Source organism: Halothiobacillus sp. DCM-1, from assembly GCF_045689735.1.
Taxonomy (GTDB): domain Bacteria; phylum Pseudomonadota; class Gammaproteobacteria; order Halothiobacillales; family Halothiobacillaceae; genus Halothiobacillus.
The window spans coordinates 419728-432647 of record NZ_CP142685.1; the positions used below are offsets into that span (position 1 = coordinate 419728).

Here is a 12920-nt window from a genome sequence, read left to right on the forward strand (position 1 = left end):
GGCGGCGGCATGCCCGCAGCCCACCGGATGCCGCTCACCTTAGCACGGCTTGATTCCGGTTCTTTGACATTTGCCAGAAGATTACATCGCCTGGCGTGTTGTTGTCAGGCGAACCGATCGATTGGGTCATCAGGTTGGAACGATGCCCGCATCTCGGCAAATGGCGAGGGTCGGCTCGGCCTGATTCATGGTGTAAAAATGCAACGCCGGAGCGCCTTCCGCGATCAGCCGTGCGGTTAACTCCACCACGACATCGTGTCCGAACGCGCGCAGGCTCGGCAAATCATCGCCAAAGGCTTCCAGCCGTTTGCGTAGCCAGCGCGGCAAGTCCGCACCACAGGCGTCCGAAAACCGCGCCAGTTGGGTGTAGTTGCTGATCGGCATAATGCCCGGCACGATGGGGATGTCGATCTGCATTTTTTCGCAGTCATCGACGAACCGGCTGTAGGCTTCGATCGAGTAGAAATACTGGGTGATCGCGCCATCCGCACCGGCATCGACCTTCTGCTTGAAGTGGCGTAAATCGGCCTCGGCATTGGCGGCTTGCGGATGGAACTCCGGATAGGCGGCGACTTCAATATGGAAGTGGTGGCCGCTGTGCTGGCGGATGAACGCCACCAGTTCGCTGGCGAAACGAAAATCGCCGGGATCGCGCATTCCGGAGGGCAAATCCCCGCGCAGGGCGACGATGCGGCGGATGCCTTGCGCCTGGTAGTCATCCAGAATCGCCGCGATGCCCTCGCGCGTCGAACCGATGCAGGAGAGGTGGGGGGCGGCGGGGATGCCAGAATCCCGCTGAATGGCCGTGACCGTGGCAAAACTGCGTTCCTGGGTCGAGCCGCCGGCACCATAGGTCACCGAAAAGTATTCGGGCGCGAGGCTGCGGGCGAGCTGCTCCGCCACGCCCATGAGCTTGCTGGCCCCCTCGTCCGATTTGGGGGGGAAGAATTCGCAGGACAACGCAATGCTCATGGTTCCGTCCTCAGTAACGGTAGCTGTCCGGCTTGTACGGGCCTTCGAGCGGCACGCCGAGGTAGTCGGCCTGGGCAGAAGTCATGCGGGTGATGACGCCGCCAAAGCCTTCGACCATATAGCGCGCCACTTCCTCGTCCAGCGCCTTGGGCAGCACGGTCACACTCAGGTGCGCAGGCTTGTCGCTGGCCGGGAGGTCGGCAAAACGGGCGGCGTAGAGGTGGATCTGCGCCAAGACTTGGTTGGCGAATGAGCCGTCCATGATGCGGCTCGGGTGACCCGTGGCATTGCCGAGGTTCACCAGACGACCTTCGGAGAGCAGAATCAGGTAGTCATCGCTGGCAAGGTTAGGCGCTTGTCCCGCTTGGGTGTCGCGGTAAACCTTATGGACTTGCGGCTTGATCTCTTCCCACGCCCAGCTCTTGCGCATAAAGGCGGTGTCGATTTCGTTGTCGAAGTGGCCGATATTGCTGACCACGGCACCTTTTTTCAGTGCCTTGAGCATGGGGGCATCGCAGACATTGACATTGCCGGTGGTGGTGACGATCAGGTCGATCTTGCCGAGCAGCGCCTTGTCCACGCAGGCATCCGAGCCGTCGTTCACCCCATTGAGGTAGGGCGAAACCAGCTCGTAACCATCCATGCAGGCTTGCATGGCGCAGATGGGATCGATCTCGGAGACTTTGACGATCATGCCTTCCTGCCGGAGTGAGGCGGCAGAACCTTTGCCGACATCCCCGTAGCCGATGACCAACGCCTGCTTGCCGGAGAGCAGGTGATCGGTCGCGCGTTTGATGGCGTCGTTGAGCGAGTGGCGGCAGCCGTATTTGTTGTCGTTTTTGCTCTTGGTGACCGAGTCGTTGACATTGATGGCAGGAATTTTGAGCGTGCCCGCCTTGAGCATGTCCCACAGGCGATGCACGCCGGTGGTGGTTTCCTCCGAGACGCCGTGGATGGCGGCCAGTAATTCGGGGTGCTTGGTGTGGATGTGCCCGGTCAGATCGCCGCCGTCGTCCAGAATGAGGTTCGGCGTCCAGCCGTTCGGTCCGGTCACGGTCTGCTCGATGCACCACCAGTATTCGTCCTCGGTCTCGCCCTTCCAGGCGAACACCGGGATGCCAGCAGCGGCGATCGCGGCGGCGGCGTGATCCTGAGTGGAGAAAATGTTACAAGACGACCAGCGTACCGAAGCGCCCAGATCGACCAGGGTTTCGATCAGCACGGCGGTCTGGATGGTCATGTGCAGCGAGCCGACAATGCGCGCGCCCGCAAGCGGTTGTGACGCCTTGTATTTGCGGCGGATCGCCATCAGCGCGGGCATTTCCGTTTCCGCAATACGGATTTCACGACGGCCATAATCGGCCAGCGAAAGGTCGGCGACTTTGTAATCAGGGGTGTGTGTCATGGCTCGTTCTCCGTTCAACAAAAAACCTGCACGGACAGAGCAGGTTTCGGTGAGCGCCGTTGAACAGAAAACCGGCGGCTCAAGCCTCATTTCTGCACGAGGCAGAAATTGCAGCGCTCCTTGAGCCGCCGATTGGATGCAACAGATTATAGCCCGGCATCGGCTCGCAGGGCAGCGGCCTTATCGGTTTTTTCCCAGGTGAAGTCGGCATCTTCGCGCCCAAAGTGGCCGTAGCTGGCGGTTTTGCCATAGATTGGCCGAATCAGATCGAGCATCTTGATGATGCCATAGGGGCGGAGATCGAAATGTTGGCGCACCAAGGCGGTGATTTTGTCATCCCCGATTTTGCCGGTGCCGAAGGTGTCGATGCTGATCGAGGTGGGTTCGGCCACGCCAATCGCATAAGAAACCTGAATCTCGCAGCGATCGGCAAGCCCAGCGGCGACGATGTTCTTCGCGACATACCGCCCGGCATAAGCGGCCGAACGATCGACCTTCGACGGATCCTTGCCCGAGAAGGCGCCGCCGCCGTGGCGTGCCATGCCGCCGTAGGTATCGACGATGATCTTGCGTCCGGTCAGACCGCAATCGCCCACGGGGCCGCCGATCACGAAGTTGCCCGTCGGATTGATGTGGAATTTGGTGCGGGCATCGAGCCATTCGGCAGGCAGGACGGGCTTGATGATCAACTCCATCACCGCTTCGCGCAGGTGGGCTTGTGATATGTCAGGGCTGTGCTGGGTAGAAAGCACGACCGCATCGATGCCAACCGGTTTGCCGTGTTGATAGCGGAAGGTGACCTGGGATTTGGCATCCGGACGCAGCCAGTCGAGTTCACCGGATTTGCGCACCGCGGCCTGCTGTTGCACGAGGCGATGCGCGTAGGTGATCGGCGCGGGCATCAGCACCTCGGTTTCATTGGTGGCGTAACCAAACATCAGCCCCTGATCGCCCGCGCCTTGTTCTTCGGCCACCATGCGATCCACGCCCTGCGCGATGTCGGAGGACTGTTTGCCAATGGCATTCAACACGCCACAGGTTGCGCCATCGAACCCGAGATCCGAGCTGTTGTACCCAATATCGACAATCACCTTGCGCACGAGCTCATCGACATCCACCCAGGCAGAAGTGGTCACTTCCCCTGCGAGCACGACAAAGCCGGTTTTGACCAGGGTTTCGCAGGCCACCCGCGCGCGCGGGTCGGCGGCGAGGATGGCGTCAAGTACCGCATCGGAGATTTGATCGGCGATTTTATCCGGGTGGCCTTCGGCGACGGATTCAGAGGTAAACAGGTAATCGGTTGCGGTTCGCATGGCGTGGGCTTCGTGGATATTGGGGTTTAGGGTAAAGATGAAAGGCGATGAGTTTAGCAGGTGTCTCGTTCAACGCGTCGCCCGATGCATCACCCGGAGAGGCCGCCCAGCGCAGCAGGGTGATCGGGGCGGCACGGTTGAGGGGATTAGTAGCCGAAGGTGCCTTCGAGCAATTTCTCATCGCCGGCATATTCAGCGTTGGTCGCGGCCTCAAACGGACGAAGCTGGGAGGCTTTCAACAGCGCCTGACCCTGGCTGGTTTTATCCAGATTGAGAAGTGCGTCACGCAAGGTTTTGGCCTGGGCGGCGGTTACTTTGGGACTGATGCTGATTGCCAGGAATGGCAAGGGCGCGGTCGTGGTGACCGTGTTGAGATCGGGATAGCCGACGGCAATGGGCGTGGGGATGACGGCGGCGTCCACCTTGCCGGCAAGCACCTCATCCGCTGCCTGACGGTTCGATTCCACATAGATCAGGTTGGGTTGTTGCACCGGGTTGGGGAACAACTGGTACAAGGTGAGTGCGCTGACGGAAGGCGAGGGTTGCACGGCAATTTTTTTATTGATGAGTTCACTGGGGTCGAGTACGGCGTTATCCCCTTTCGTGACCAGGGATTGGGTGACCGTGCCACTCATCTTGGCAATGACCTGCCAATGCTGGCGCTGAACGCGAAAATCGGTGGTGGGTGCGGCATCCAGGGCAATATCAAAATTCGAGCCTGAACGGGTTTCCTGCCAGAAAGCCAGATAGTTTGGGAAGGTTTTCAGGGTGATCGGCAGCCCCGTCATCTGACTGATCTGATCGATCAGCGGGGAGAAGGATTTTTCCAGTTCGGCCTGCGGCAAAAACGGCGGGATGGCGAACGAGAGGGCGGACGCAGGCTGAGCCAGCCCGAGTGCCAGTAGGGCACCGAGCCAGAAGGGACGCAGCCAGTCGGCAAGACGAGCGATGAGATGCGGCATGAGGCGGACTCCTTGGTCGGTTGGTTCTTTTTGTACGAGTCAGCCTGTCGAGAGGCTGTACTACATTGAACCTGCGTGATCCCTCGTCACCTGTATCATGACCAAGCAAAATCGACGCAGTGAAATTTTCGGGTGTCACTAAAAAGTAATCTCAGGAGTTTGTCCAATGGTTCGTACCACAACCCCCATAGGGGAATTTAATCAACCGGTGCCGGATTTCGTGCTGGCCGATACCCGCGAGCGGCTGTGGTATCTGGAAGATTTGGTCGGCCCGAATGGGTTGCTGGTGATGTTCATCTGCAATCACTGCCCCTATGTGCAGGCCATCTTGCCGAAAATCGTGCGCGACACGACCGAGTTGCGCACGCTGGGCGTGCATTCCGTCGCCATCATGTCCAACGATGCGTCGCAATACCCGGAAGATTCTGCGGAAAATATGCGGCGACTGGCGGAACGCTGGCAGTTTCCCTTCCCCTATCTGCACGACGAAACCCAAGAGGTTGCGCGCGCGTTCGGCGCGGTGTGCACCCCGGATTTTTTCGGGTACAACAAGGAATTGAAGTTACAATATCGTGGACGGATGGATGCTTCGGGCAAAGAATCCCGTCCGGATGCGCCGCGTGAATTATTCGAGGCCATGCGCCAGATTGCCGCAACCGGTATCGGGCCGCAAGAGCAATGGCCGTCGATCGGTTGTTCAATCAAATGGCTACCTGAGCCGTCGTCGGAAGAGGACTAGCAGGATGTTGAAAAAGGGCTTTTATACCCTTTTTCAACTCGGCTCGTCGCGGTACATGTCCGCGACGGCCTTCAAAGATCAATTACTTAGCGTGATTGATCTTCGTGCAAGCCATCCATGGCTTGCCTTAACAGGCCGTTGAAAAGAGTTTTTCAACGGCCAGCTAAAGAATCCCGCCAGCCTTGGTGGGTAATCCGGCGGTGGGTTGGTTGCCAACCGAGCCAATTATGGTGACAATGCGATGAATTTGTCCGCCGCCTGGGTTGAGCGCGCAGGCGGCGCTTATCTTGCTTAAAAACTCGCGATGACGCGAATACCGAATTTTCATCAAACTGGAGAGACCTAATGTCTACGCGTAGAGAGCTGGCCAATGCGATTCGTGCCCTGAGCATGGACGCCGTGCAGAAGGCCAATTCAGGCCACCCGGGCGCCCCGATGGGCATGGCGGATATTGCTGAGGTATTGTGGAACAGCTACCTCAAGCACAACCCGAAAAACCCACAATGGCCAAACCGTGACCGGTTCGTGCTCTCCAATGGTCATGGCTCGATGCTGATTTATTCGCTGCTCCATCTTTCCGGCTATAACCTGCCGATGGATGAGCTGAAGAACTTCCGCCAACTGCACTCGCAAACGCCCGGGCACCCGGAATACGGCTATACCGCCGGGGTAGAAACCACGACCGGCCCGCTGGGTCAGGGCATCACCAACGCCGTGGGTATGGCGATTGCGGAAAAAATGCTGGCGGGGCAATTCAACAAGCCCGGCCATAACATCATCGACCACTACACCTACTGCTTCCTAGGTGATGGCTGCATGATGGAAGGCATTTCCCATGAAGCTTGTTCGCTGGCGGGCACGCTGGGTCTCGGCAAGCTGATTGCCTTCTATGACGACAATGGCATTTCGATTGATGGCCATGTCGAAGGTTGGTTTACCGACGATACGCCGGGTCGGTTTGAGGCCTATGGCTGGCATGTGGTGCGCAATGTCGATGGCCATGATGCCGAGGCCATTGATGCGGCAATTCGTGAAGCGCGTGCGGTCAACGACAAGCCGACACTGATTTGCACCAAAACTGTGATTGGTTTTGGCGCGCCGAATCTGTGCGGCACCCATGATTGCCACGGTGCCGCACTGGGTGAAGCCGAAGTGAAAGCTACCCGGGAGAATCTTGGCTGGAACCATGAGCCCTTCGCGATCCCGGCTGAGGTGTACGCCGGTTGGGATGCTACGGAAAAAGGCGCTGCGCTGGAATCTGGTTGGAATGATGCGATGGCCGCCTATGCCAAAGCCTTCCCTGTCGAGGCCGCCGAACTGAAGCGTCGCCTGGCGGGTGATTTGCCGGCCGAGTTGGCAGCTAAAATGGACGCGTTCATTGCCGAGGTGGCTGCCAAAGGTGAAACCATCGCCAGCCGCAAGGCGTCACAGAATAGCATCACCGCGATTGCCGCCATGTTGCCGGAGCTGGTTGGTGGTTCAGCGGATCTCGCGCCCTCGAACCTCACCACTTGGAAAGGTTGCCGTGCCCTGTCTGCCACCGAATCGGATGCCAACTACATCCACTATGGCGTGCGCGAATTCGGCATGTCGGCCATCATGAACGGCATGGTGCTGCATGGTGGCTTCGTCCCGTTTGCGGCCACCTTCCTCATGTTCTCCGAATACGCCCGTAATGCCCTGCGCATGGCGGCACTGATGAAGATCGGCTCGATCTTCGTCTATACCCACGACTCCATCGGTCTGGGCGAAGACGGCCCGACCCACCAGCCGGTCGAGCAAATCGCCACTCTGCGCATGATTCCGCGTATGAATACCTGGCGCCCCTGCGATGCAGTCGAATCAGCGGTGGCCTGGAAGGCTGCCGTGCTGCGCCGTGACGCGCCGAGCACCCTGATCTTCTCTCGGCAGAACTTGGCTCACCAGACCCGCACGCCGGAGCAGATCGCCAACATCGCGCGCGGTGGTTATGTGCTGCGTGATTGCGTGGGCACCCCGGATCTGATTCTGATTGCCACGGGTTCCGAGGTTTCTCTGGCGACTGCGGCGGCAGAGAAGATCGAGGGCAAGAAGGTGCGTGTCGTCTCCATGCCCTGCACTGAAGTATTCGACGCACAGGATGCGTCCTATCGTGAGTCGGTACTGCCGTCCTCGGTGCGTGCCCGCGTGGCGGTGGAAGCCGGCGTGACCGGTTTCTGGGCAAAATATGTCGGGCTGGATGGCAAAGTGGTCGGTATCGATACTTTTGGCGAATCAGCGCCGGCCGGTGAGCTGTTCAAACTGTTCGGCTTCACGGTCGACAATGTGGTTGCCGCCGCCAAGTCCTTGGGCTGATTTTATCCGGTTCAGCGGAAGGTGCCCTGATGCGCGTCGTCAGGCGCGCCGTCATCCATTACAAATTGTTTAACAGGGGTTCTAGAGATGACTATCAAAGTAGGTATTAACGGGTTCGGTCGCATTGGTCGCATGGTGTTCCGCGCCGCCTTCCAGGAGGCTGAGTTTGCCAATATCGAAATCGTTGCCATTAACGATTTGCTGGAGCCGGACTATCTGGCCTACATGCTCAAACACGATTCCGTTCACGGTCGCTTCAAGGGTGAAGTGTCTGTCGAAGGGAACTTCATGATCGTGAATGGCAAGAAAATCCGCCTGACTGCCGAGCGCGATCCGGCCAACCTCAAATGGGGTGAAGTGGGCGTTGATGTCGTGGTGGAATCGACCGGCTTCTTCCTGACCGAAGAATCTTGCCAGGCACACTTGAAAGCAGGCGCGAAAAAGGTCGTGCAGTCGGCGCCCTCCAAGGATGCCACGCCGATGTTCGTTTATGGCGTCAACCACAAGACCTACTCAGGTCAATCCATTATTTCTGCGGCTTCCTGCACCACCAACGGTCTGGCGCCGATGGCCAAGGTGTTGCATGACGCCTTCGGCATCAAACGCGGCCTGATGACGACGGTGCATGCGGCAACCGCAACCCAGAAAACGGTGGATGGTCCGTCCTCCAAAGATTGGCGCGGTGGTCGTGGCATTCTGGAAAACATCATCCCGTCCTCGACGGGTGCCGCCAAGGCCGTGGGTGTCGTGCTGCCGGAACTGAAAGGCAAGCTGACGGGGATGGCCTTCCGTGTGCCGACTTCGGATGTATCTGTGGTCGACTTGACGGTCGAGCTCAACAAAGAGACTTCGTATGACGCAATTTGTGCGGCCATGAAATCTGCCTCCGAAGGTGAGCTCAAAGGGGTGTTGGGATACACCGATGCGGCCGTGGTATCCACCGATTTCCGTGGTGTAAGCGCCCCCTCCGTATTTGATGCCACTGCGGGCATCATGTTGGATTCCACCTTCGTGAAGCTGGTCGCTTGGTATGACAACGAATATGGTTACACCTGCAACCTGATGCGCATGGTCAAGGCGATCGGTTAACCGGTTAACCGGGCATCGGTGCGAACGGATGCCCGGAATTCTGGCGGAATCTTGACAAGAGAGCCGTTCGGTTCACGCGGATTGAACCCAACTGTTTTCATTTTCATATTGTTTGCAAGGGGTGAGTGATGGCTAATTTTCTGCGGATGAGCAATCTCGATCTGGCGGGTAAGCGCGTGTTGATTCGTGCCGATCTGAATGTGCCGGTCAAAGATGGCAAGGTGACCTCGGATGCGCGGATTACCGCTTCAATGGCCACCATCGCTCACTGCGTGAACGCAGGCGCCAAGGTCATGGTGACTTCGCATTTGGGGCGGCCGGAAGAGGGTGTGTATTCCGAAGAGAACTCGTTGGCACCGGTTGCGGCGGACATGGCCGCTAAATTGGGCAAGCCGGTTCGCTTGATTCGTGATTGGGTCAATGGCGGTTTTGATGTGGCCGCTGGCGAAGTCGTGCTGCTGGAAAATGTGCGTTTCAATGTCGGCGAGAAGAAAAATCTCGATGAAACCGCCAAAAAATATGCGGCGTTGTGTGATGTGTTCGTGATGGATGCCTTTGGTACGGCGCACCGTGCTGAGGGTTCTACCCACGGCGTGGCCAAATACGCGCCGGTCGCCTGTGCGGGCTTATTGCTGGCTGAAGAGCTGGAGGCGCTGGATAAAGCGTTGGCCAACCCGGCGCGACCGATGGTCGCCATCGTGGGCGGCTCGAAAGTATCCACCAAACTCACGGTACTCGAATCCCTGTCCGAAAAAGTGGATCAATTGGTGGTCGGGGGCGGCATTGCAAATACCTTCATCAAAGCGGCGGGCGGCGAAGTCGGCAAGTCACTGTGCGAGAATGATCTCGTGCCGACTGCGCAGGCGCTGATGAGCAAAATGAATGATCGTGGTGCACGGATTCCGGTTGCTGTGGATGTCGTTTGTGGCAAGAAATTCGATGCCAATGAACCGGCTGTCCTCAAGGCTGTGGGCGAGGTTGCCGAAGATGACATGATCTTCGACATCGGGCCAAAATCTGCGCAAGAACTCGCGGACATCATCATGCGCGCGGGTACCGTCGTTTGGAACGGCCCGGTTGGCGTGTTCGAGTTTGATCAGTTTGGCGAAGGCACCAAAACCATCGCGATGGCGATTGCGAATACTCAGGCATTCACGCTGGCCGGAGGCGGGGATACGATTGCCGCCATCCAGAAGTACGATATCTATGATCGGGTCAGTTACATTTCCACTGCGGGCGGGGCGTTTCTGGAGTATCTGGAAGGAAAAACCCTGCCTGCCGTGGCGATTCTTGAAGAACGCGCCCGCGGTTGATGACGGGTTGTGGGGCTCGTTTTGGTTCGAGCCTCTGGCGTCCGATGAGACAGTATGCGCGTAGTACCAAACTTTCAGGTACATTCTGTGCCGAGCGTTCTTGCACGGGCAGCGGTGGTTTGCTGCCAACGATCTTCAGTTAAGGATCCATCATGCACACGATGAACCCGCCGGGTTATCTTTCTACCACGCGCCGGACGAAAATCGTCGCGACTTTGGGGCCGGCCAGCGACACCCCGGAGGTGATTGCCGGGCTGGTTGCCGCCGGTGTCGATGTGGTTCGACTCAATTTCTCCCACGGCAAGCCCGCTGATCATCAGCACCGCGCGGACATGGTGCGTGCGGCTGCCCAGGCACAAGGCCGGTATGTGGCGATTCTTGGGGATTTGCAAGGGCCGAAAATCCGTATCGACCGCTTCAAAACCGGCAAAGTCACGCTGGCTAATGGTGCCGCTTTTGATCTGGATGCTGACCTGGATCGGGATGCAGGCGATGAAACCGTCGTAGGTATTACCTATAAAGCGCTGGTGACCGATTCCAAGCCGGGTGATGTGCTGCTGCTGGACGATGGCCGCATCGTGTTGCGGGTCGAAAAAGTGGTCGGTAATCGAATTCACACCACCGTCGTGGTGGGTGGCGAGCTGTCGAATAACAAAGGCATTAATCGCCAGGGCGGCGGGTTGTCTGCGCCGGCGATCACCGACAAGGATCGGGAAGATATCAAGACGGCCGCCGCCATTGGGGTGGATTACATTGCCGTGTCGTTTCCGCGCTCCGGTGAGGATATTCACGAAGCGCGTCGTCTGCTGCAGGCGGCGGGGTGCAGCGCGCATATCGTGGCCAAGATCGAGCGCGCCGAAGCCATCGATTGCATTCGGGAGATCATCCAGGCTTCAGACGCCATCATGATTGCGCGGGGCGATCTGGGGGTGGAAATCGGCGATGCCGAGCTGCCGGCGGTACAGAAGGCCTTCATCCGTATTGCCCGCGACATGAATCGCCCGGTGATCACGGCAACGCAAATGATGGAAACGATGATCACCAACCCGATTCCGACCCGGGCGGAGGTGTTTGATGTGGCCAACGCCGTGCTCGATGGCACGGATGCGGTCATGCTCTCGGCCGAGACGGCGGCGGGTCAGCATCCGATCAAAGTGGTCGAAACCATGGCGCGTATCTGTCATCGTGCCGAATATCAAATCGATGCCAAGCGCAATCAGCCGCCGCTGGATATTCCGTTTGAACGGGTGGATCAGGCGATTGCCTATTCAGCGATTTACACCGCGAATCACCTGTCGGTTGCGGCAATCGTGGCGTTGACGGAATCCGGTGCAACGGCTCTGTGGATGTCGCGCGTGAGTACCGAAATCCCGATCTATGCCTTTACCCGCAGTGAAGAAACTGCGCGGCGTTGCGCGCTCTATCGCGGGGTTCAGGCCGTGCATTTCCCGTATTCGAGTACGGATCATGCCGAAGTCAACCGGATGGTGATCGATGTGCTCAAAAATATGGAGCGACTGGATGATGGCGATTTGGTCATCATCACCAAGGGGGATCTCATGGGGCATATGGGGGGCACAAATGCCATGAAAATTGTGCGGGTTGGCCAGTTGCTCGGCGTCGAATAAATCCGCAATATCGTCCGGCTGTGCATTCGAAGTATGGCCGGATGCTGGGACTGAGTTTTTGTTTAATTAACTTGAATAGGGAGAAGCTTGATGGCGCTCATTTCACTTCGTCAATTGCTCGATCATGCGGCTGAACACAACTACGGTATGCCGGCCTTTAATGTCAACAACATGGAGCAGATCCACGCGATCATGCAGGCGGCGGCGGCTGTGGACAGCCCGGTCATCCTGCAAGGTTCTGCAGGGGCGCGTTCTTATGCGGGCGAACCCTTCCTGCGTCACCTCGTGTTGGCGGCGATCGAAATGTATCCGAATGTGCCGGTGGTCATGCATCAAGACCACGGTGCCGATCCGGGCGTGTGCTTCCGTTCCATTCAGTCAGGCTTTTCCTCCGTCATGATGGATGGCTCGCTGATGCCGGACATGAAAACCCCGTCTTCATTTGAATACAATGTCGATGTCACCCGTAAAGTGGCCGAAATGGCGCACTCTGTTGGGGTTTCTGTCGAAGGCGAGCTCGGCTGCCTGGGTTCACTGGAAACCGGGAAAATGGGCGAAGAAGACGGCCACGGTGCGGAAGGTGAGCTGGATCACTCCATGCTGCTGACCGATCCGGAAGAAGCCGCGCAGTTCGTCAAACTGACGGATGTCGATGCGCTGGCCATCGCCATCGGTACCAGCCATGGCGCCTACAAATTTACCCAGAAACCGACCGGTAAAGTGCTGCGTATCGACCGGATCAAAGAAATCCACGCCCGCATTCCGAATACCCACCTCGTAATGCACGGTTCTTCCTCTGTGCCGGAAGATTGGCTGGAAATCATCAACAGCTACGGCGGTGACATGGGTCAAACCTATGGCGTGCCGGTTGAAGAAATCGTCGAAGGCATCAAGCACGGCGTCCGCAAAGTTAACATCGACACCGATCTGCGCATGGCATCGACCGGCGCGATCCGCAAGCATTTGGCGGAAAACAAGGCCAACTTCGATCCGCGTAAATTCTTCAAAGAAGCGACCAAGGCCATGAAAGGCATTTGCCAAGCGCGTTTCGAAGCATTCGGCGCCGCAGGCAAAGGCTCGATGATCAAGCCGATCAACCTGGAAGACATGTACAAGCGGTACGAGTCTGGCAGCCTGAAGCAGCAGATTAAATAACCCCCAGAGG

At 58.0% G+C, this 12920-nt stretch carries 10 protein-coding genes and 1 riboswitch; of the genes, 6 read left to right on the plus strand and 4 right to left on the minus strand.

The features are described from left to right. Positions 1–129: 129 nt before the first annotated feature. The 4 genes from metF to VOI35_RS02085 form a co-directional block, all read right to left on the minus strand. Positions 130–972, minus strand: coding sequence for a methylenetetrahydrofolate reductase [NAD(P)H] (metF, locus tag VOI35_RS02070; protein ID WP_407276246.1), 843 nt, complete (start codon positions 970–972; stop codon positions 130–132). Between the two features lie 10 nt (positions 973–982). After that, positions 983–2377, minus strand: coding sequence for an adenosylhomocysteinase (gene ahcY, locus VOI35_RS02075; RefSeq protein ID WP_407276247.1), 1395 nt, complete (start codon positions 2375–2377; stop codon positions 983–985). Between the two features lie 44 nt (positions 2378–2421). Further along, a riboswitch (S-adenosyl-L-homocysteine riboswitch) is annotated at positions 2422–2505 on the minus strand. Positions 2506–2523: 18 nt separating this feature from the next. Next, complete coding sequence (metK, locus tag VOI35_RS02080) at positions 2524–3690, minus strand: methionine adenosyltransferase (protein ID WP_407276248.1); 1167 nt, start codon at positions 3688–3690, stop codon at positions 2524–2526. Between the two features lie 146 nt (positions 3691–3836). After that, positions 3837–4652: a phosphate/phosphite/phosphonate ABC transporter substrate-binding protein gene (locus VOI35_RS02085; RefSeq protein WP_407276249.1), complete on the minus strand. Its 816-nt coding sequence runs from the start codon at positions 4650–4652 to the stop codon at positions 3837–3839. Positions 4653–4818: 166 nt separating this feature from the next. Here VOI35_RS02085 and VOI35_RS02090 point away from each other — a divergent pair, with 166 nt between their 5' ends. From VOI35_RS02090 to fba, 6 genes are all read left to right on the plus strand, one after another. Beyond that, positions 4819–5391, plus strand: coding sequence for a thioredoxin family protein (locus VOI35_RS02090; protein WP_407276250.1), 573 nt, complete (start codon positions 4819–4821; stop codon positions 5389–5391). 345 nt (positions 5392–5736) lie between these two features. After that, positions 5737–7725 (plus strand): transketolase, encoded by a 1989-nt coding sequence (gene tkt / locus VOI35_RS02095; protein WP_407276251.1) that lies wholly within the window; start codon positions 5737–5739, stop codon positions 7723–7725. 87 nt (positions 7726–7812) lie between these two features. Further along, positions 7813–8814: a type I glyceraldehyde-3-phosphate dehydrogenase gene (gap, locus tag VOI35_RS02100; RefSeq protein ID WP_407276252.1), complete on the plus strand. Its 1002-nt coding sequence runs from the start codon at positions 7813–7815 to the stop codon at positions 8812–8814. 128 nt (positions 8815–8942) lie between these two features. After that, positions 8943–10127 (plus strand): phosphoglycerate kinase, encoded by a 1185-nt coding sequence (locus tag VOI35_RS02105; RefSeq protein WP_407276253.1) that lies wholly within the window; start codon positions 8943–8945, stop codon positions 10125–10127. Between the two features lie 152 nt (positions 10128–10279). After that, the gene (gene pyk / locus VOI35_RS02110) at positions 10280–11755 is read left to right on the plus strand and encodes a pyruvate kinase (protein WP_407276254.1); all 1476 of its coding nucleotides are present in this window, start codon (positions 10280–10282) and stop codon (positions 11753–11755) included. Positions 11756–11845: 90 nt separating this feature from the next. After that, positions 11846–12910 carry a class II fructose-bisphosphate aldolase gene (gene fba, locus VOI35_RS02115; protein ID WP_407276255.1) on the plus strand — a complete coding sequence of 355 codons (1065 nt, stop codon included), beginning with the start codon at positions 11846–11848 and terminating at the stop codon, positions 12908–12910. Positions 12911–12920 lie beyond the last annotated feature (10 nt).